Here is a 21150-nt window from a genome sequence, read left to right as displayed (position 1 = left end):
ATTCCGTGGGATGGCGGGGCACTGTGGGTTTGCGGGGACGCCGTAAACCCGTCCATGGGGGCTTGGTCGCGGCTTGCTCGTGTGCGCTGTCCTGCGCACACGGCAAGACCGGGGTTGGGCGTCCGGCCCAACCCGCCCGAGACATGCCTCGGGCCCATGCCGCTCACACCCCGCAAACCCACAGTACCCCGCCTTCGACAGTGGGCCGGTGGCCAGTAGATCCACGCCATGCGTGGATGAAATCTGTCAGATATCGAATGGAATTCCGGGGTCAGATCCGTTTTCCGGAGGAAAACGGATCTGACCCCAAGCCGTTCCGACAGATCGCGGAAAACTGTCGAAGGCGGGGTGGGTCCGGTGGCAGGGGCGTGAGCCGCATGGATGCGGCGACCGAGCTTACATGGACGTACTTGCAGCGTCCCCTGCCACCGGACCCACCCCGCCTACCCACAGGAACCCGGCCTTTGACGTTGCTTCAGCCTCTGCAGGTGCAGGGCGCAGCCCTGCAGAGAGACCCCCCTACCTGAACAGGCCTTTTTGCGTGAAGTCTCAAACATCGTTTAGACTTGCAGGGTCTGCAGCGGCCGTCCGTTTCCCTCCGGGACCGCCGGCGACCTGGGTCCGCCCTCTTCGCCCGCCCCCACTCCGACGCCGTTCGTCACGCATTCCAGCCTGCGCTTCGTGCCGGCTGCACCCAATTCTCGCAGCGCGGTTCACGGGAACGCTCCGAGTCAGCCGATCAGTTTGATCTGCCCCCGTCTGTCCAGTCGGACAGGCGTTTCTTGTACTTGGAGCAAACTCAATGTCTTTTGAATCGCTGGGCCTGGCGCCCTTCCTGCTGCGTGCGCTTGCCGAGCAGGGCTACGAAAACCCGACCCCGATCCAGCAGCAGGCGATCCCGCTGGCGCTGGCCGGTCGCGACCTGCTGGCCGGTGCACAGACCGGTACCGGCAAGACCGCTGCCTTTGGCCTGCCGCTGCTGCAGCACCTGGGCACCGCCTCGCAGGAAGTGCGCAGTGGCCCGCGCAAGCCGCGCGCGCTGATCCTGGCCCCGACCCGCGAGCTGGCCACCCAGGTGCATGACAGCCTGCGCGGCTACAGCAAGTACCTGCGCATCCCCAGCGCCTGCATCTACGGTGGCGTCGGCATGGGCAACCAGCTGGACATCCTGCGCCGTGGCGTGGACCTGCTGGTGGCCTGCCCGGGCCGCCTGATCGACCACCTGGAGCGTCGCAGCATCGACCTGTCCGGCATTGAACTGCTGGTGCTGGACGAAGCCGACCGCATGCTCGACATGGGCTTCCTGCCGTCGATCAAGCGCATCCTGGCCAAGCTGCCGAAGCAGAACCGCCAGACCCTGCTGTTCTCGGCCACCTTCGAGGACAACATCCGCCAGCTGGCGCTGGAGTTCATGCGCAACCCGGAACAGATCCAGGTGACGCCGAAGAACACCGTGGCCGAAACCATCACCCACCGCGTGCACCCGGTCGATGCCGGTCGCAAGCGTGACCTGCTGCTGCACCTGCTGGCGCAGGACAGCCGCGAGCAGACCCTGGTGTTCGCCCGCACCAAGCACGGCAGCGACAAGCTGGCCACGTTCCTGGAAAAGTCGGGCATCAAGACCGCGGCGATCCATGGCAACAAGAGCCAGGGCCAGCGCCTGCGTGCGCTGGGCGACTTCAAGGCCGGCCGCGTGACCGTGCTGGTGGCCACCGACATCGCCGCGCGCGGCATCGACATCAACGAGCTGCCGAAGGTGATCAACTTCGACCTGCCGATGGTGGCCGAAGATTACGTGCACCGCATCGGCCGCACCGGCCGCAACGGCGCGACCGGCCAGGCGATCTCGCTGGTGGCGCAGGATGAAGTGAAGCTGCTGCGCGCGATCGTGCGCCTGCTGGGCCGTGACATGGACATCCGCGATGTGCCGGGCTTCGAGCTGCAGACGCCGATCCGCTGGGGCAACAGTGCGCCGGGCAAGGCCGAGCACGATACCGGCGAGCGCGCACCGCGCAAGAGCCACGCGCGCCGTCCGCACGGCGATGCGCCGCGCCATGCACATGCGGGCCCGAAGAAGGCCGGTGGGGGCCGTCGCGAGGGCGGTGGCAATGGCCAGCAGCGTGCAGGCGCCGGTCAGGGCCAGCGTCGTGGCGGTGGCGGCAATGGTGGCGGCCGTGGCCGCGGCCAGGGTGGCAACGGCGGCGGTCGCGCCGGCTGATCACAGCTGACAGCTGTTGTGCTTCCCGCTGCGCGGGAGGCTGTCGAGGGACGGCGCTGACGCGCCGTCCTTTTTTGTTGCTGGCTACCGTGAGTAGAAGCCGGCGGTGCGTTGCGCTGAGGGCGGATGGGCGTGGGGCCAGCGCAAAACACGCCGTAAACCCATCCATGGGGGCTCGGTCGGCGCATCCATGCGCCTCACGGTTTTGCGCTGGCCCCACGCCCATCCGCTTCAAGCATTGCCTGCGCCTTCTTGTCCCGCCGGGTAGCCGGGAGAAGAAAGATCAAATTCAAGTTCAAATTCAAGAGCAAGTGCCGATGCTTTTGCTTTTGCCCATGCTCCCGCCTTGGGGTTCGATGCGTCCGCGCCCGCAGGAAATTGTCGAGGGGAGGCCCGGAGGCCCAGGCAGGACCGTTGGCGCCATGGATGGCGCCATCGAGCCCCCATGGATGGGTTTACGGCGTGTCCTGACTGGGCCTCCGGGCCTCCCCCAGCCAGGTAAAAATCAAGGCGCGCAAAGCCTCAACCCCGCGCTTTACTCGGATTCACCAGATTCCCGAAGAAGACCGCGTTGATCAGCAGTCGATCCGTCCCGTGCCAGTACTTGCGATGCGCCGGATCATCGGCAAACAGCACCACGTTGCCCTGCCCCTGCGCCGACACCAGCAGCCACGCGCTGCCTGCCACCCTCGCGCGGTTGCGCTCGGACAGATAGCCATTCACCCGCGGCGGCGTGTCGATGCGCACCACCGTCGAGAACGGGTTCGCGCTTGGCTGCAGCGTCACCGTGTTTTCCTTGTTGATCGCCAGCTGCCGCCGCGGCACCCCGAACGCCAGCGGATGGCTGGTATCCACGTCGGCACTGAGGATGTTGCCGCTGACCCGCTCGATCGCGGCGATGTCACGCTGGTCGCCGAACGCACGGCGGCTCTCGCCAGCGGTTTCTTCTTCCTTGCCAAGCTTCTCGCCGTCGGCCAGCTTCTGTTCGATCGCCCACTTCGAGGCACTGCCGTACGTCACCAGCGAGCCACCGGCCTGTACCCAGCGCTTCAGTGCAGCCACCGCCGTGGCATCGACGCCGGTATAGGTGCCGCCGGACAACACGATGGTGGTGTAGCGGTCCAGCGGCACTTTGCCCAACTGTTGCGGATCCAGCTTGCTGGCCGGCAACCGCAGCTGCTGGTCCAACAGGAACCACGCCGATCCGATTTCGGTGGCGGCCACGCCCTCGCCCATCACCAGTGCCACCGAGGGCTTGCGCAGCGCTTTGACGCCGTCACTGCCGAGGTCGATGCCTTCGCGGCTGCGGCCACTGGACAGCGCGTGCACCTGCACACCTGCCTCGCGTGCGGCGGACGTCACTGCCTCAAGCAGCGCCGTGCCCTGCAGTGGTTGCCCGGCCACCGGAATCACCAGGCTGCCAGCAGCGAAACTGACATCCCCCTGCGCGGTCGCGGTGGTGAACGGCTGGAATGCCGCGCGTGCATTCACGCCCTTGCCCTGCAGCGCGGCCAGCGCGCGCCCGGCGTTGTAGTCGCGCCAGTCAATCGCGTAGGCGAATCCAGCCTGGCCGCCCAGCACCACGCCCGGCTCGGCCGGCAGCGCGGTCACGCGTGGGCCACCATCGATACGGCTGCGGCTACCGGCGAAGGCCACGCCGTAGGCCGGTGCGATCGCGTAGCTGGTGCTGCCGTAGAACACATCGCCCTTGATCGGCGGCGTCTCGGCAAAGATCGAATGCACCAGGCGGAACTGCGCCTGCTGCACCGGCACCACGTAGGCGCTGCCGGCATCGAAGCGCTGGCCATCGACACTGACGTCACGATCCAGCGCGCGCACCTCGATGCGATGCAGCAGCAACAGTTCCAGCAGGCGCCGGGTCAGTGCCGGATCATGCGCATCGCCGAACACAAAGCTCTTCACCGGCTGCTGTGCGGCCTGCTTCAGCGCGCTCTGGAAGAACTGCTTCTGCAGGTCGAACAGGCCGCTGCGCTCGGTCACTGCACCCCGCACCGTGCCCAGCCCGGTAGCCACCTGGTTGCGGATGGTGAACGGGAAGGTCAGCAGGCCATTCACCGACTCCTGCACGCGACCGCGCGAGCTGGCCTGCTCGACGGTAACGCCGACAGCGCCATGGAAGTCCGGGTAGGTGGAGCCGTAGACCGGCGAGAAGTTGTCGAAGTTCTCGCTGGTGTAGTACAGCGAGCCCAGCGCATCCAGCGCCTGCGCGTGGTACTTGGCCAGAGTCTTGTTGAATTCATACGACGCCGCCGGAATCAGCGGGCTGTGCATGCTCTTCGGCGACGGTTCGAAGTAATAGGTGCTGTCCTTGCCCATCTCGTGGAAGTCGATCTGCACGTTCGGGTACCACTGGTGGAACACCTCCACCTTCGGCCGCGAGTCCTGCTGGGTCAGGGCCAGCCAGTCGCGGTTGAGATCGGTGAAGTAGTGGTTGGTGCGGCCCTGCGGGAACGGCTCGACGTGCTCCTTGTCGGCCGGGTCGGCCGAGGCCGGATCGGAGGCCCAGGCGTTGTGCCAGTTGGCGGCACGATCACGGCCATCCGGGTTCTGCGCCGGGTCGAACAGCACCACCGCCTGCTGCAGCCACTGCTGGGTTTCGGCGCTGCGGTTGGCCACCAGGTAGTAGGCCGTCAGCATCGCCGCCTCGGCACTGGACGTCTCGTTGCCATGCACGCTGTAGCCCAGCCACACCACCACCGGGCTGTCACCGGCGGCGCTGCGCGGCTGCGCCGGATCGGCCAGGGTCGCGTGCTGCTGGCGGATCTGCTCCAGCCGCGCATGGTTGCCTGCAGCAGTGACGGTGGCGATCAGCAGCGGGCGACCTTCATAGCTGCGGCCGATCTCGCGCACGCTGATCTTGTCCGAGCGTTTCGCAAGTTCCTGGAAGTACGCCACCAGCTGGTCGTGCCGGGTGTAACGGCTGCCGATCGGATAGCCTAGGAACTGCTCCGGCGTGGGCACGGCCGTATCGAACGCCGCTGCGTCAGCAGCCTGTGGAAAGAAGTAGGCGCTCTGTGCCTGCACTGGCTGCGGCGGGGACAGTGCGGTGGCGGCGGCAAGCAGCAACGGAAGAACGGCACGACGATGCAAGGACACGATGACTCCTCTGGAACACAACGGCAGACAGTCGCGCGGCCGGCCCCTTCAGGTGACCGGCCGCGGCGGATGGATCAGAAGCGGTAATCGAAGCCCAGCGTGAAGTAGCGGCCACGCAGGTCGTACTGGCTGAAGTCGTACGGCGCGCGGATGCCCGGGAACGAGGCGTCGTACGGCGGCGTCTTGTCGGCCAGGTTCTGCACCTTGGCGTACACGGTCAGCTTGTCGATGCCGGTGTAGGCCAGGTACAGGTCGTACTGGCTGTAGCTGCCGACACGCTGCTGCACGGCCTTGGCGGCGGTACTGGCTTCCTGGCGGTAGCTGCTGGTGTAGTACCAGGTCACGGCCGCGTTGAAGTCGCCGTACGTCCAGTCCAGCGTGGTGGTGGCCTTGTCCTTGGGCAGGGTCGCGCCCAGGTTGCTGCCGGCGTAGTCAACCAGCGGGCCGCCGACCACGGTCGGGCGACGGTAGTCGCGCACGTGGGTGTAGGCCGAGGACACGGTGAAATCACCCAGCGCAGCGGTCGGGATGCGCTGGCGCAGCTCGACGTCGATGCCCGAGGTCTTCAGCTCGCTCAGGTTCTGGTAGCGGTTGTAGACCGCCTGCAGCTTGCCGCGCTCATCGCGCTGCACCGCACCGGCCACGTTGTCGTTGACCAGGGTCTGGGTGTTGTTGGTGCCGACCAGGTTGTCGAGCTGGATGCGGTAGTAGTCCACGCTCAGGTTGGTGTTGGCCCACGGCGACAGCACCACGCCGAAGTTCACGCTCTTGGTACGCTCGGGCTTCAGTTCGTTGTTGCCGACGGTGAAGAAGGTCGGGTTCTGGCGCGAGCCCGGCACGTCCGGATCACGCGGATCGACCACGCTGCCGTAGGCGATGCTGGTGCTGTTGGAGTTCTCCGACAGCGACGGCGCACGGAAGCCCTTCGACGCCGAGGCACGCACCAGCAGGAAGTCGAGCGGCTGCCAGCGCAGGCCGATCTTCGGCGAGAACGCATCGCCGAAATCATCGTAGTGATCGGCGCGCGCGGCAGCGGACAGCTCCAGCGTCGATGCCAGCGGCACGTTCACTTCGGCGTAGGCCGCACTGACCTGGCGCTGGCCGTGCACTTCGGCGATGGCCGGGCGCACCTGCAGGCCGGCGTCGATCTGCCACGGGTTGTTGGAATCGAGCTTCTCGCGGCGCCACTCGGCACCGGCAGCGAAGCCGATCTCGCCGGCCCAGGTGTGGCCCAGGCTGCCGGAGATCTTGGCATCGATGCCCTGCAGCTTGGATTCGGCCGGACGCAGCGTGGCGATGTTGATCGAGTCGCGCACCGACTGCGGCGTGGCGGCAGGATTCAACAGGTTGTAACTGCCGGTGGCTAGCGCATCGGCCAGCGCCCAGCGGTTGGCGAAACCGCCAGAGACACTCTCACGCTCGCTGCTGCGCGCGCCGAACGCGGCCACTTCCCAGTCCCACTTCGCGGTGGTGCCACGCAGGCCGAACACGCCGCGATAGGCGGTGGAACGATTGGTCTTGAGCGTGCCGCCAAGGTCGAAGAAGGTGTATTCGATCGGAATCGCACGACCGTAGGGGTTGTAAGGATTGTTGGCCGGCAGCAGCGATGACACCGGCTCGGCCAGGCCGCTGTCTGCGTTCAAGGCGAAGCGGCCACTTTCCAGGGTGAAGAACGGGCTGCTGCCGAACCACGCGGCACTCTTGATCTGGCTGTACAGCACTTCGCCGAAGGCTTCGACATTGTCGTTCAGGCGGAAGGTGCCGTTGGCATAGGCCTGGTAGCGCTTGGTCGAGGGGATCAGCGTGGTGAACGGTGCCTGGTTGAAACCGCAGGTGTCGCCGGCCAGGCCGTCGATCGGCGCGCTGGCGACGCGGGTGGTACCGGTCGGGCAGTTGCCGTTGGCGTCGAGCATCGGCACCGACACGCCGTTGACCAGATAGCGCGCGCCCTTGGCCGACCAGCCGTTCCAGCGGCCACCGGGCTTGTCGGTATAGATGCCGCTCTTGGTCAGGTTGCGCTCGTCCTGGTCCAGGCGCTCGCGGTTGTAACCCTGCAGGCTGAAGAGGATGTTGTAGCCATCGGTGTCGAGATCACCGAGGCCGCCGACGAACTTCAGGTTCTGCTCGTGCAGGCCACCCTGGTCGGCACCGCCGAAGCTGCCGCCGATCTCGGCGCCTTCGAAGTTCTGCCGGGTGATGATGTTGACCACGCCGGCCACGGCGTCGGAGCCGTACACCGCCGAGGCGCCGTCCTTGAGCACTTCGATGCGTTCGACCGCGACCAGCGGCAGCGCGTTGAGATCGACGAAGGTGTCGGACAGGCCACCGGCCGGGAAGCCGTAGTTGGCCAGGCGGCGGCCATTGAGCAGCACCAGCGTGTTCTTCTGCGACAGGCCACGCAGGCCGATGCCGGCCGAGCCGGAGGCCCAACCGTTGTTGGTGGTTTCGTTGCTGGCGTTGCCGGTGTTGGCCGAGATCGAACGCAGCATATCGGCCACGGTGGCCTTGCCGGTCTGTTCCAGCTGCTGGCGACCGATCACCTGCACCGGGTTGGAGGCTTCGGTATCGGTGCGCTTGATGTTGGAACCGGTGACGCGCACGGCGGCCAGGGTGCTGGCTTCGCCACTGGCGTCGGCGGAGGTTTCGGCGGCGGCGGACAAAGGCGCGGCCAGAGCGACGGCCAGGGCCGCCACGAGCAGGGTGTGCTTGGGCATGACGATGTGGGGGAGGTGAAAAGGACGACGAAGTTCCGCAGTAGTCCATGCCTGGCCGGGGTCCGGCCAATAACATCTCTTCATACGGATATAAGAGAAATTATCATCTCTTCATCCGGATGGAAAGAAATTCTTCACGAAGACCCAACATCCGCTCAGGCTGCCCGGCCACCTGCGGCGTACAATCGCGCCATGGAAATCTTCAAAGTCTTCATGCTCGAGGCGGCGCACCGCCTCCCCAACGTGCCGCCGGGGCACAAGTGCGCGCGCCTGCACGGCCACTCGTTCCGGGTGGAACTGAAGGTCGAGGGCGAGCCGGGTGCGCAGACCGGCTGGATCATGGACTTCGGCGACGTCAAGGCGGCCTTCCAGCCGATCTATGACCGCCTGGACCATCACTACCTCAATGACATCCCCGGCCTGGAGAATCCGACCAGCGAGAACCTGGCGGTGTGGATCTGGAACGAACTCAAGCCGAGCCTGCCGGCGCTGAGCGAGATCACCGTGCACGAAACCTGCACGTCGGGGTGCCGTTACCGCGGCCCCACTGCCTGATCAACCCATTGATCTGAAAGGTGTTTCAAAGGCGCCTTGGGCGCCTTTGTTATTTTTGTTGCATTGCCGCATCAACGGCGTATGCTGCATTGCATCAAGCCACTCCCTGATGCCCCCATGGCCGCCGCCTTCAGCGATCGCTTCAGTGATGCCACCCGCCAGCTCGCCGCCGCGGCAACGCGTGCGAACCGGTTGGCGTTGGAGAACGCGGAAAGCATGTTCGGCGTGCAGCTGAAGGTGATGGAGCGCAACCTGACCGCGACCAGCGGCTGGCTGGGCGAACTGGCCCGCAGCGAGGATGCGGCCGGGATGCTCAACAAGGGGGCGCAGCTGTGGCAGGACAACCTGCAGCGGCTGGGCCAGGCCCAGCAGGACGTGGTCGGCCTCGGCCTGCAGGCCGGCAAGGCCTGGTCCGAACTGGTGCAGGGCTACAACGAATCAACGGCGGACGCGAGCAACCACTGACGCGACGCAACGCTCATTGCGTGGGTCCCTCCCCCCACGCAATCCGGACCCGGCAGATCCCTCCCTCTGCCGGGTCTTTTTTTGCCTGGCGTTCGGATCGCGAAGCGCGTCTTCGTCCGGAATCGCTGCGAACTGATGGGCCTCGCCGGGGTGGGCAGGGGCCTGGGCAAATGTCCCCCGGCGCCGGCCGTTGGCCGTCACCTCCTCCTTTACTTTGCCCAGCCCTCCGCCCGCCCCGACGAGGCTCGGCGTGCGGTGAGGAGAGCGCAACGCTCGCGGCAGCCTCTCAATGAGGCGCCGACGAACTCCGAACGCAGGGCGGAGGCCCTTGCGTACGAAGTAAAGGGGGAGGTGACGGCCAACGGCCGGCGCCGGGGGACATTCGTACGCAAGGGCCTCTGCCCTGCGCCGCGCAGAACAAACCGCCACAAGCGCGTCTGCGTCCCGATTCGCCAGGAACTGATAGGCCCCGCCGGGGTGCGGAGAGCAAAACGCAGCGCTCGCGGCAGCCTTTCAATGAGGCACCGACGAACTCCGAACGCGGGGCGGAGGCCCTTGCGTACGAAGTAAAGGGGGAGGTGACGGCCAACGGCCGGCGCCGGAGGACATTCGTACGCAAGGGCCTCCGCCCTGCGCCACGCAGAACACACCGCGAAGGAACCTCAGCGCCCGCGACCACCGTGCCAGTGCTGATGCCACGCCTGGAACATCAGCACGTTCCACAGGTGCGTGTGCCACTTGCGCTCACCACGCAGGAACGCCTCCCAGATACCGCGCACGCGCGCAACTTCGAAACACCCCTGGTTGCGCAGCAGCTGCGGATCCAGCAGCGCCTCCGCCCAATCGCGCAGCGGGCCGGCCAACCAGCGCGCCATCGGCGGACCGAAACCGCGCTTGGGGCGATACACCAGCGGTTCCGGCAGGTAGCGCGCCAGCAGGTGCTTCAGAATCCGCTTGTGCTCCCCATCGTGGTACTTCAGGTGCTGCGGCAGGCGCCAGGCCAGACGCACCACCTCCATGTCCAGCAGCGGCGCACGCGTCTCCACGCCCGCCGCCATGCCCGCGCGATCGACCTTGGCGAGGATGCCCTCGGCCAGATCCATGCGGAAATCCAACAGCTGGATGCGCGCCTCGGCCGGCAGCGCAGTGTCCTGCTGCTGGAAGATCGTCATCGGCTCACGTGCGCCCAGCACCACCTGCGCCGGCTGCCGCCAGCGCGTCACTCGCTGCAGGTAATGCCCTTCCACATCGTTGGCGGCAACCTCGGCCACCAGCGCACGCCAGCCGCCCAGGCGGCCACGCTCCACGTTCATGCGGTTGCCACTGCGCCGCGCCAGGTCACGCACCCAGTCCGGCAAGCCACCGCACAGGCGTGCATTGCGCAGTGCGCGGCCATAGCTGGGATGACCGAAGAACAGTTCATCACCGCCATCGCCGGTCAGCGCCACCGGCTTGCGCGCGCCCAACAGTTCACTGGCCAGCAGCGTCGGCAGCTGCGACGCATCAGCGAACGGCTCGCACCAGACCTGCGGCAGCCGCTGCAGCAGATCCAGGCCCTGCCGCGCGTCCATCCGGTGCAGGTGGTGCTGCACACCCAGATGGCGCGCGACCTGCGAGGCCCAGTCGCTCTCATCATGGCCGGGATCATCGAAGCCGACCGTCCACGCTTCGATCGGAAGCGTCGACTGCGCCTGCATCATCGCCGTCACCAGCGAGGAATCGGTGCCGCCGGACAGGAACGCACCGCAGGCCAGCGGCGAATGCATGCGTGCGGCGATGGCCTTCTGCAGCACAGCTTCCAGCTGGTCGGTCGCCTGCTCCAGGCTCGGCGCCGGCTGCAGCGGTTCCTGCAGTGCGCTCTGCATCGCATCGCGTGCGCACCAGTAGCGCGCGCCCCCCTGCGCGGCCTGGCTGGAGTAACCCGCGGCATGGTCGCTGAGATCGATGCGCAGCATCGCGCCCGCCACCAGCTTGTGGATGCCGCGGTAGATGGTGTGCGGCGCCGGCACATAGTCATGGCGCAGCAGCAGGCTCAGTGCGTCCTGATCAATGCTTGGGGCAAAGCCGGCGAACGCCTGCAGCGCCTTCAGCTCGGAGGCAAACAGGAACTGTCCCTGGTACCAGCCGTAATACAGCGGCCGCTCGCCCACCGGGTCACGGGCCAGCCACAACTCACGCGATTCGCGGTCCCACACACTGAAACCGAAGGCGCCCTCGATGCGCGACAGCGCCCGCTCCACGCCCCACTCGACGATCGCCTGCAGCAGCACGCGGGCATCGCTGCAGCTGCGCGGCAGATCACGCAGCTGCGACTGCAGATCAACGCGGTTGTACAGGCGCCCATCCAGGCACAGCACGTAACGGCCGCAGTCCGAGCTCAGCGGCTGCAGCGGGGTGTCGGTCGGCGCCCGGCAGTGGCCCAATGCGAGGCCGGCCTCGGCGTCGGTCCAGTAGCCGATCCGGCCGCGGCCGCGTTGCTGCAGGGCGCGCAGCATCGGCGCCAGCTGCTGCAGCAGGTGCTCGTCCTCGGCCGGCGGCAGCCAGGCCCCGACCACGCCGCTCATCGGGCACCTCCGCAGCGGCAACGGCGGGACGGGTTCAGCAGGCAGAGGGCGGCGGGCGACATGGGGACGGCACGCGGAACGGAGGAGACTCCATGCTCGGCCCGTCCCCCACCCGGCGTCAGTCGCTTTGCTGTCAGCGATGGTCACCGGACGTATCACGAAGGTAACGTTTTGTAACGGCAACCGGCTATGCTGGGCGCCAAGTTGTTGCCGGGGCTGAGACCCGGCCCGTGCGCCAGCAACCCCGGCTGAATGGCGCCCGCCCCCTGGACCCGGGTGGCCCGACGGCTGGGATAGCATCGCCGCGCTCGTGCCGTGGCGGTACGTTTGCGCCCACGGAGGCCTTGAAAATGCTGGATATCGTACTGGTCGAAGACGATGCCCGCCTGGGTACGATGGTCAGTGACTATCTGCAGCGGCATGGTTACCAGGTCGCCCACGAACGCAGCGGCGAGCGTGCGGTGACCCGGATCCTGGCCGAGAAGCCGGCCCTGGTCCTGCTCGATGTCGGCCTGCCGGACCAGGATGGTTTCGAAGTGTGTCGGCAGATCCGCCCCCACTACGATGGCATCATCTGCGTGCTGACGGCCCGTACCGACAACATCGACCAGGTGCTGGGGCTGGAGCTGGGCGCCGACGACTACATCGGCAAGCCGATCGAGCCGCGGGTGCTGCTGGCCCGCCTGCGCGCCCACCTGCGCCGCCACCGCCGGGTCGAACCGCGGGATGGCAGCCTGCGCTTCGGCGAGCTGAACATCGACCCGTCCACCCGTAATGTGCACCTGCAGGGCGCCCTGCTGGAGCTCACCACCGCCGAGTTCGACCTGTTGTTCCTGCTGGCCAGCAATGCCGGCCAGATCCTGGACCGCGACGCGCTGCTGCGCGGCCTGCGTGGCATCGCCTTCGATGGCCTGGATCGTTCGATCGATGCCCGCATCTCGCGCCTGCGCCGCAAGCTGGGCGACAACCCCGAGCAGCCGGAACGGATCAAGACCGTCCGTGGCCGCGGCTACCTGTTCAGCCGCTCGGCATGGGGATGAAACGCACACCCTCGGCGATGCGCGGCCACGCCTTCCACTTCCTGCGCTACGGCATCGGCTTCCTGGTTGCCCACCTGTTGCTGATCGTGCTGGGCCTGTGGGCCTGGGATGCCCTGCTGGAAGACCGCACCGAAGCCGGACTGCAGGCCGAGATGCGCGGCACACATGCGCTGCTGCAGCATCGCTTCGCCGAGACTCCACGCGAGCAGTGGCCGGCGCTGGCGCGCGAACTCGACGCCGATTTCGCCTACGCGCTGCGCATGGTGCCGCTGGCCGAGGCAGTAAAGGAGCTGCCGGCCAGCCAACGCCCGCCGTTCAACAACGGCCGCGTGCAGATCGACCTGGAGCACATGCGCAGCCTGCAGCGGATCGGCGACAGCGACTATGCGGTGATGCTGGGGCCGCTGGACGAAGCGCTGCCGGATGAAGGCTGGCAGGACAGCGAAGTATCCGGTGTGGCGATCCTGCTGCTGATCCTGATGGTGGCGGTGGCACTGCCGATGTACGTGATGGTCTACCGGCTGTGGCGCGACGTCTCTCAGCTGGCCCAGGCGGCGCGGCAGATGCGCGACGGCCAGCTGGACACGCGTGCACCGCGTGCCGGTACTGCCCTGGTACGGCCGTTGGCGAATGCCTTCAACCACATGGCCGAGCAGCTGCAGCAGCTGCTGGAAAGCCAGCGCGTGCTGGCGCAGGCGGTGGCGCACGAAGTACGCACGCCGTTGGCGCGGATGCGTTTCGGCCTGGCCGACCTGGAGGACACCGCGCTCGATGATGTGCAGCGCGATGCACTGGGCGGGCTGCGCACCGACGTCGATCGCTTGCAGCACCTCACCGATGCCGGCGTCGAGTACGCCGCACTCGGTCGCTGCCATCAGCTGACCCGCCAGCGCCTGCAGCTGGCGGCGCTGGTACGTGGCGTGGTGGCCCAGTTCGCACCGCTGCCAATGCCGGTGCAGCAGGCGCTGTCACCGGTAGGCCTGGTCAACGTCAATCGGCACATGCTGGAACTGGCGCTGCGCAACCTGCTCGGCAATGCCCTTCGTTATGCGCGGCGGCAGATCCGCATCGCCAGCACGGTCAACGACGGCTGGCTGTGCCTGCAGGTGGAGGACGACGGTCCCGGCATCGCGCCGGAACTGCGCGGCCAGGTGCTGCAGCCTTACGTCCGGCTGGACCCGGGCAGCCCCGGTTTCGGCCTCGGCCTGGCGCTGGTGCAGGTGGTGGCCGACAAGCACGGCGGCCACGTCGAGGTCACCGATTCGGAGTTGGGCGGTGCCTGTATCCGCCTGCACCTGCCGCTGGAGACCGGCGGCATCGTGGAGTGCGAAGCGGCCTGCTAGGCCGCTGGCTCCGCACGCGGCAAGGCAAATACGAACAGCGCGCCCCGCTCGCTGTCGCGCAGCTCGATCCTGCGGCCATGCAGCTGCACGATGCGCTGCACGATCAACAGGCCCAATCCGCCGTTCTCGCCGCGCCGCGCGCCCAGCGCGGCCGGCGCCTGGAACAACTGGTTTCGCAGCGCTGGCGCCACCCCGGGGCCATCATCGGCCACGCTGACCTCCACGCTGTCGGGCGTGGCACGCAGGCGCACCTCGATCTGGCCACCGTCGGGCGCATGCCGCAGCGCGTTGTCGAGCAGATTGGTCAGCACCCGCTCGACCAGGCCCAGGTCGGCGCGGACCAGCGGCAGGCCGGGCGGAAACGCCGCGTGCAGCTGTTGGCCACGCGCCTGCGCGGCCAGCTCGAACTTCTGCAGTACGTCCTGCAGCAGCTCCGGCAGCGCGAACACTTCCCACTCCAGGCGCACTTCGCCATGTTCCAGCCGCGCCAGCTCGAACAGCGCGCGTGCCAGGCGACCGACCTTGGCGCTCTGCGCCAGCGCAATGCCGAGGTAGCGGCGGCGCTCGTCCGGCGACAGCGTGGCGTCCTTCAGCGCCAGCGTTTCCAGATAGCCGTGCAGCGACGACAACGGCGTGCGCAGGTCATGCGAGATGTTGGCCACCAGTTCGCGCCGCTGCAGGTCCTGCTGGCGCAACTGCTGCCATTGCTCACCCAGCCGCTGCGCCATCTGCGCGTGCGCGTGTTCCAGGATCACCAGTTCATCGCGCTCACCGGGCCGCAGTGGCTCTGGCGGCGGCAGTGGGGTCGGCGCGTCGATGTCGAACGCCTGGATGCGCCGGGTCAGCCGCCGCAGTGGGCGGGTCACCCAGTAGAACGCCACCAGCCCGGCCAGCAGGCCGAGGCCCCCCACCAGCACGACTGACCACAGCGTGGTGTTCCATTGGCTGCCCGCGGCGAGATCGTCGGCCAGCATCTGCCGGTGCTCGCCGACCAGCACCACGTACACATAGCCGGCCTGGCGGCCCTGCACGATCAACGGTGCGGCACTGAACACCTTGCGGCCATCGGCACTGCGCGGGTCATCACCGAGGATCGGCAACGGCGCACCCGACAGCAGACGGCGCAGCGGTGCCACGTCCACCTTGTTGCGCACCAGATGGCCACTGGGCGCATCGTGGCCCAGGATGCGTCCCTGGTCGTCCAGCAGATAGACCTCGACGCTGGGATTGACCGCCATCAACTGGCCGAACAGCGCGCGCACCGCGGCATCGCGCATGCCGCTGGTATCCATCAGCTCGCTGCGCTGGGCGATGTGCTCGGCCAGGCCCAGCGACAACCGCTGCACCACCTCCTGCTCGTGGCGGGTGTTGGCGCGCATCTGCAGTGCCAGCAGCGCCATGCAGCACATCAGCATCAGCGCGGCGGTCACCACCGCCAGCTTCTGCCACAGGTTCGGCTTGATCATGCCGCCGCCCCGGCCGGATCGACCAGCTTGTAGCCGCGGCCCCACACCGTCAGCAATCGCCGCGGGTTCGCCGGGTCGGGTTCGATCTTGCTGCGCAGGCGGTTGATGTGGGTGTTGACCGTGTGCTCGTAACCATCGTGCTGGTAGCCCCAGACCTGGTTGAGCAGTTCCATGCGTGCGAACACCTGGTCCGGGTGACGGGCGAAGAACAACAGCAGGTCGAACTCGCGCGGTGTCAGTTCCAGCGCGTTGCCATCCACCGACGCGGTGCGCGCCACCGGATCGAGCTGCAGCCCGCCCAGCTCGATCGCACCGGCATCGATGCGCGCGCTCTGTGCCATCGCCTCGGCGCGGCGCAGCAGCGCGCGCACCCGTGCCACCAGTTCCGGCATCGAAAAGGGCTTTGCCAGGTAATCGTCCGCGCCGAGCTCCAGGCCAACGATGCGCTGGGTTTCGCTGCCACGCGCACTGATGATGATGATCGGCACGTAGCGTGCCATCGCGCGTGCGCGCTGGCACACCTGCAGCCCGTCCACGCCGGGCAGCATCACGTCCAGCACCAGCGCATCCCACGGGCCGTCCTGCTCGAGCAGGCGCAGGCCGGCGTCACCACTGGCGGCATGGGCGACGTCGTAGCCCTCATCGCCCAGATGCATGCGCAGCAGGTCGGCGATGTGGGCATCGTCTTCAACGATCAGCACGCGTTTGGTCGACATCGGCAGCTCGGGGCCAGTGGGGAGGCTGGCTGCATTGTGGCGCGGGACGGCCGCCGATACCTCACGAAAAATTGAATCCTGCGTGAGGATTCGTTGACCCGGGCGGGCGCAGCATGGCCCCGTCGCCCCTTCCCGGAGTCCGCCATGTCCCTCTCCCGCCGCCATCTGCTGGGCCTGGGCGGTGTTGCCACCGCCGCCGGGCTGCTCGGCCTGGGGGCCTGCAGCCGCGCCGCCCCGGCCGCCGCCGAAGCGCGTCCGTCGCGACAGTTCGAGGTCATGCACAGTGATGCCGAGTGGCGCCAGCGCCTGACCCCGGCGCAGTACGCGGTGCTGCGCCAGCAGGCCACCGAACGGCCGTGGAGCAGCCCGCTCAACAAGGAACACCGGCAGGGCACCTTCGCCTGCGCCGGCTGTGCACTGCCGCTGTTCTCCTCCTCCACCAAGTTCGAAAGCGGCACCGGCTGGCCCAGCTTCTGGGCGCCGCTGCACAACGCCATCGGCGAAGACCGCGACGTCACCTTCGGGATGCTGCGGGTGGAGGTGCACTGCCGCCGCTGCGGCGGCCATCTCGGCCATGTGTTCAACGATGGGCCACGCCCTACCGGACTGCGCTACTGCATGAACGGTGCGGCGATGGTGTTCGTTCCCGGTGCCACTGATGGCACTGCCGACGGCTGGCGGGTGCCGGTCGGTTCTTCCCCTGCTTCCGGAGCCTGACGATGCTGCTGTTGCTGCTTGCCTATCTGGGGGGCGCACTGACCCTGCTCAGCCCCTGCATCCTGCCGGTGCTGCCGTTCGTGTTCGCGCGTGCCGACCGTCCGTTCCTGCGCAGCACGCTGCCGCTGCTGCTGGGCATGGCGCTCACCTTCACCGTGGTCGCCAGCCTGGCCGCGGTGGGCAGCCAATGGGTGGCACAGGCCAACCAGGTCGGACGCTGGATCGCCCTGCTGCTGATGGCGCTGTTCGCGATCGCGCTGCTCTGGCCGCGGCTGGCCGACCACCTGCTGGCACCGTTCCAGCGCGTGGGTGCCCGCCTGAGCGCACGCGCCGATGCGGCGGATGCCGCGGGGCACGGCGGCGCGTGGACCTCGCTGCTGATCGGCATCGCCACTGGCCTGCTGTGGGCACCGTGCGCCGGGCCGATCCTCGGCCTGGTGCTGACCGGCGCCGCCCTGCATGGCGCCAGCGTCGGCACCACTGCGCTGCTACTGGCCTATGCACTGGGTGCGATCACCGCACTGGCGCTGGCGGTGTGGATCGGCGGCCGGGTGTTCCGCGCGATGCAGGCGCGGCTCGGCCTCGGCGATGTCCTGCGCAAGGTACTGGGCGTGGCCGCGCTGCTGGCCGTCGTGGCGATCGGCCTCGGCTGGGATACCGGCCTGCTGACCCGACTGTCCACGGTCAGCACCGCGCGCATCGAGCAAAGCCTGCTGGACGCAGTGCCGGGCGCGCAGCCGGCTGCACCGCCGATGATGATGATGGCCGGTGCCAATGCCGGTGCCGATGCACCGCTGCCGGTGGAGGGCACCCTGCCCGCGCTGGATGGCGCCACCGGCTGGCTCAACAGCCCGCCACTGAGTCCACAGCAGCTGCGCGGCAAGGTGGTGCTGGTCGATTTCTGGACCTATTCCTGCATCAACTGCCTGCGCGCGATGCCGTTCGTGCACGAATGGGAGCGCCGCTACCGCGACCACGGCCTGGTGGTGGTCGGCGTGCACACGCCGGAGTTCGCCTTCGAGCGTGACCCACGCAACGTGATGAAGGCGGTGCAGCAGCTGAAGGTCGAGTACCCGGTGGCGCTCGACAACCAGTACACGATCTGGCGCGCCTTCAACAACCGCTACTGGCCGGCACAGTACTTCGTCGACGCGCAGGGCAATATCCGCGGCCATCAGTTCGGCGAGGGCAACTATGCGCGCTCGGAACAAATGATCCGTCGCCTGCTGACCGAAGCCGGGCAGACCAATCTGCCACCACCCGCCGATCCCGCTGCCGCCGACCTGAAGGGCGTGGCCGTGCAGGCCGACATGGGCAACCTGCGTTCGCCGGAAACCTACCTGGGCCACGCCCGCGCAGAGCAGTTCGCCTCGCCCGGCGGGCAGCGCAGCGACACCGCGTTCGACTACACGCTGCCGGCCACCCTGGCGTTGAACCAATGGGGACTGTCCGGGCGCTGGACCGTCACCGACGAGGCCGCACAGCTGCACCAAGCCGGTGGCCGCATCGCCTTCCAGTTCCACGCACGCGACCTGCACCTGGTGCTGGCACCGAGCGAGGACGGCAAGCCAGTGCGCTTCCGTGTCTGGCTGGACGGCAAGCCGCTGTCTGCCGCCGATGCCGGCAGTGATGTCGGCACCGATGGCAGCGGCGTGGTCGACGAGCACCGCCTGTACCAGCTGGTCCGCCAGCGCGGCACGGTCGGCCCGCACCGCTTCGAGATCGAATTCCTCGATGCGGGCGTGCAGGCCTATGCCTTCACCTTCGGTTGAACCGGGAGGACATGATGAAACTCTCCTTTGAACAGGGCATCGCCGCCGGCGTCGCCGGCCTGGTGGCTACTGCATTGATCGCTGGCGTGCTGCTGGTCGACCATGGCGCAGTCGCGGCACCGCTGGAAGCCAGCGCGCAGGTCAAGGCGCTACCTGCGCCCAGCGGCGACGCCGCGTTCCGCGATGACGCCACCCATGCCAGCGTGGTGTTCGCCGGCGGTTGCTTCTGGGGTGTGCAGGGCGTGTTCCAGCACGTCAAGGGCGTGAGCAATGCGGTGTCCGGCTACATCGGCGGCAGCGCTGCCAATGCGCGCTACGAGCGTGTCAGCAGCGGCCAGACTGGTCATGCCGAAGCGGTGAAGATCGACTACGACCCGCGCCAGGTCAGCTATGGCCAGCTGATGCAGGTGTTCTTCTCGGTGGTGCACGACCCGACCCAGCTCAATCGGCAGGGGCCGGACCAGGGCAGCCAGTACCGCTCGGCGATCTTCAGTGATGACGCACGCCAGCAGGCGGCCAGCCGCGCCTACATCGCCCAGCTCGGCCAGGCCGGCAGCTACCGCGCACCGATCGTCACCCAGCTGGTCAGCGGCCAGCACTTCTACCCGGCCGAGAGCTACCACCAGAACTACATGACCAACTACCCGCAGGCGGCCTACATCCGCTACTACGACGCACCGAAGCTGGCGGCACTGGGCAAGCAGTTCCCGGCGCTGTACCGGCGCGACGCGGCGCTGGTGCCGATGCGGTAACGACCCGGGTAGTGCCGGCCGCTGGCCGGCTCCTGCGGATCTGGGGATCGCCGGCCAGCGGCCGGTACCACCTCCCAAAAAAAGACGCACGGCCATCCAGCCGTGCGCTTGGGAAGTATCGGCCGTGCCCCGATCAGGCCCGTCCGACGATGACATGCTAGGCTCGCCATCATCATGGGTACAGCACCAGATGGCGGGAAGTTCGATGGATACAGATAACCAGAGCGCGATGATCCCACCCCGCTACCAACGGCTGTCCGATGAACTGGCCGAAGCCATCCACGGCGGACGCCTTCCGGTCGGCAGCCGCCTGCCTTCACTGCGGCAGATGGCCCTGCAGCGAAGGCTCAGCCTGAACACGGTGATCGCGGCCTATCGCCAGCTGGAGGACGCCGGCCTGGTCATTCCGCGGCCCAAAGCCGGCTTCGAGGTCGCGCCGCGATTGTCGGTGCCGGAACGTTCGCTGCGCGACACGCCGTCTGCGCCCACCGCGCCGCTGCAGCAGGTGTTGATGGCTCGCGTGCTGGAGGCACAACGTCGCTCCGGAGTGATCGACCTGGCGTTCGCCGGTCCGCGCGGTCGCCAGTTCTATCCGGGCGCACAGCTGGCCCGTCACACCGCGCAGGTGCTGCGTCACGGCCAGCAGACGGTGGAGACCTACGCGCGCCCCAACGGTTCACCCCGGCTGCTGGCGCAGATCGTGCGCCGTGGTCCACGCATGGGCCTGCACACCCACAGCGAGCGGCTGCTGCTGACCCACGGCGCGATGGAAGGCCTGCAGCTGGCATTGCGTGCAGTCACCCAGCCCGGTGATGCGGTGGGCATCGAGGCGCCGTCCTACTTCAACCTGTATCCCTTGCTGGCCAACCTCGGCCTGCAGGCCATCGAGCTGCCCACCCACCCTCAACACGGGCTGGATGTCGACGCATTGGATGCGCTGCTGGAGCACACCCCGCTGGCCGCACTGGTGGTGATGCCCACCGTGCACAACCCACTGGGCTGCACCATGCCGACCGCCGCCAAACAGCGCCTGGCCGAGCTGGTCAACGCACGGCAACTGCCGCTGATCGAGGATGCGGTGTACGCCGAACTGCAGTTCTGCGAACCGCCGGCGCCCTTGCTGAAGGCCTTCGATCGCGACGGCTGGGTGATGGTGGTCGGTGGGTTCTCCAAGACACTGGCACCGGACTACCGCATCGGCTGGCTGGATGGCGGCCGCTTCGCCGAGCGCATCGCGCTGCTGAAATTCCAGTCCACCGGTGGCGAGCCGCAACTGCTCGGCGATGCGGTGGCGGCGTATCTGGAAGCCGGCAGCTACGAGCATCACCTTCACCGCATGCGCCGGCTGTACCGCGAACAGGTGGGACGGCTGCGCCAGCTGGTGGCCGAACACTTCCCGGCCGGCACCCGCGCCACCGAGCCGCAGGGCGGCTTCCTGCTGTGGCTGGAACTGCCGGGCGTGGATACACGCGAGCTGTTCGAGCGTGCACTGCAGGAGGACATCGTCTTCATGCCCGGCCAGGTGTATTCACGTGGTGCGCGCTATCGCCACTGCCTGCGGCTGTCGTGCTGCCAGACGCTGGATGCGCGCTTCATCGGTGCGGTGGAGCGGCTCGGTGCGATCGCGCGGGAGCTGGCGGCTGCAGCACGGTAGTGCCGGCCGCTGGCCGGCAACTGCACGCATATGATTGCATCGAGGTTGCCGGCCAGC

General features: G+C 67.7%; 14 protein-coding genes. 9 read left to right on the top strand and 5 right to left on the bottom strand.

From position 1 onward, the window contains the following. The first annotated feature begins 802 nt into the window (after positions 1 to 802). Positions 803 to 2218 carry a DEAD/DEAH box helicase gene (locus SriyCCGPB3_RS02425; protein WP_049461652.1) on the top strand — a complete coding sequence of 472 codons (1416 nt, stop codon included), beginning with the start codon at positions 803 to 805 and terminating at the stop codon, positions 2216 to 2218. Between the two features lie 522 nt (positions 2219 to 2740). On the opposite strand, the gene SriyCCGPB3_RS02420 is transcribed toward SriyCCGPB3_RS02425, so the two are convergent. Next, the gene (locus SriyCCGPB3_RS02420; RefSeq protein ID WP_324187333.1) at positions 2741 to 5335 is read right to left on the bottom strand and encodes a M14 family zinc carboxypeptidase; all 2595 of its coding nucleotides are present in this window, start codon (positions 5333 to 5335) and stop codon (positions 2741 to 2743) included. A 74-nt stretch (positions 5336 to 5409) separates the two neighbouring features. After that, the gene (locus SriyCCGPB3_RS02415) at positions 5410 to 8049 is read right to left on the bottom strand and encodes a TonB-dependent receptor plug domain-containing protein (protein ID WP_350259835.1); all 2640 of its coding nucleotides are present in this window, start codon (positions 8047 to 8049) and stop codon (positions 5410 to 5412) included. A gap of 192 nt (positions 8050 to 8241) precedes the next feature. Here SriyCCGPB3_RS02415 and queD point away from each other — a divergent pair, with 192 nt between their 5' ends. Further along, positions 8242 to 8604, top strand: coding sequence for a 6-carboxytetrahydropterin synthase QueD (gene queD, locus SriyCCGPB3_RS02410; RefSeq protein ID WP_005407953.1), 363 nt, complete (start codon positions 8242 to 8244; stop codon positions 8602 to 8604). 117 nt (positions 8605 to 8721) lie between these two features. Then, a complete protein-coding gene (locus SriyCCGPB3_RS02405; protein ID WP_107432464.1) occupies positions 8722 to 9069 on the top strand; it encodes a phasin family protein in 348 nt (115 codons plus the stop codon). A gap of 662 nt (positions 9070 to 9731) precedes the next feature. Here SriyCCGPB3_RS02405 and asnB read toward each other — a convergent pair. Beyond that, the gene (gene asnB, locus SriyCCGPB3_RS02400; RefSeq protein WP_350259834.1) at positions 9732 to 11633 is read right to left on the bottom strand and encodes an asparagine synthase (glutamine-hydrolyzing); all 1902 of its coding nucleotides are present in this window, start codon (positions 11631 to 11633) and stop codon (positions 9732 to 9734) included. A gap of 350 nt (positions 11634 to 11983) precedes the next feature. Between asnB and SriyCCGPB3_RS02395 the strand changes: the two genes are divergently transcribed. Then, on the top strand, positions 11984 to 12673 hold the full coding sequence (locus SriyCCGPB3_RS02395; RefSeq protein ID WP_004154050.1) for a winged helix-turn-helix domain-containing protein: 690 nt from the start codon (positions 11984 to 11986) through the stop codon (positions 12671 to 12673). Continuing rightward, entirely contained in the window at positions 12670 to 14016 is a 1347-nt protein-coding gene (locus tag SriyCCGPB3_RS02390; protein WP_110710956.1) for an ATP-binding protein, read from the top strand. The genes SriyCCGPB3_RS02395 and SriyCCGPB3_RS02390 overlap by 4 nt, the downstream gene beginning before the upstream one ends. Here SriyCCGPB3_RS02390 and SriyCCGPB3_RS02385 read toward each other — a convergent pair. After that, positions 14013 to 15482: a sensor histidine kinase gene (locus SriyCCGPB3_RS02385; RefSeq protein WP_110710955.1), complete on the bottom strand. Its 1470-nt coding sequence runs from the start codon at positions 15480 to 15482 to the stop codon at positions 14013 to 14015. The two genes, SriyCCGPB3_RS02390 and SriyCCGPB3_RS02385, sit on opposite strands and share 4 nt — an antisense overlap. Continuing rightward, entirely contained in the window at positions 15479 to 16198 is a 720-nt protein-coding gene (locus tag SriyCCGPB3_RS02380; protein ID WP_014035866.1) for a response regulator transcription factor, read from the bottom strand. The genes SriyCCGPB3_RS02385 and SriyCCGPB3_RS02380 overlap by 4 nt, the downstream gene beginning before the upstream one ends. A 144-nt stretch (positions 16199 to 16342) precedes the next feature. Between SriyCCGPB3_RS02380 and msrB the strand changes: the two genes are divergently transcribed. The 4 genes from msrB (at position 16343) to SriyCCGPB3_RS02360 (ending at position 21093) form a co-directional block, all read left to right on the top strand. Continuing rightward, positions 16343 to 16915, top strand: coding sequence for a peptide-methionine (R)-S-oxide reductase MsrB (gene msrB / locus SriyCCGPB3_RS02375; protein WP_110710953.1), 573 nt, complete (start codon positions 16343 to 16345; stop codon positions 16913 to 16915). A 2-nt stretch (positions 16916 to 16917) separates the two neighbouring features. Further along, on the top strand, positions 16918 to 18687 hold the full coding sequence (locus SriyCCGPB3_RS02370; RefSeq protein WP_110710952.1) for a cytochrome c biogenesis protein DipZ: 1770 nt from the start codon (positions 16918 to 16920) through the stop codon (positions 18685 to 18687). A gap of 14 nt (positions 18688 to 18701) precedes the next feature. Continuing rightward, positions 18702 to 19439, top strand: coding sequence for a peptide-methionine (S)-S-oxide reductase MsrA (gene msrA, locus SriyCCGPB3_RS02365; protein ID WP_350259833.1), 738 nt, complete (start codon positions 18702 to 18704; stop codon positions 19437 to 19439). A gap of 205 nt (positions 19440 to 19644) precedes the next feature. Then, on the top strand, positions 19645 to 21093 hold the full coding sequence (locus SriyCCGPB3_RS02360) for a PLP-dependent aminotransferase family protein (protein WP_350259832.1): 1449 nt from the start codon (positions 19645 to 19647) through the stop codon (positions 21091 to 21093). Positions 21094 to 21150 lie beyond the last annotated feature (57 nt).

Origin of the sequence: Stenotrophomonas riyadhensis, assembly GCF_040256885.1 — a bacterium.
GTDB classification, from domain to species: Bacteria; Pseudomonadota; Gammaproteobacteria; order Xanthomonadales; family Xanthomonadaceae; genus Stenotrophomonas; species Stenotrophomonas riyadhensis.
The sequence above is the reverse complement of the archived record's forward strand: the minus strand, read 5'-3'. Positions and strand labels throughout refer to the sequence as shown.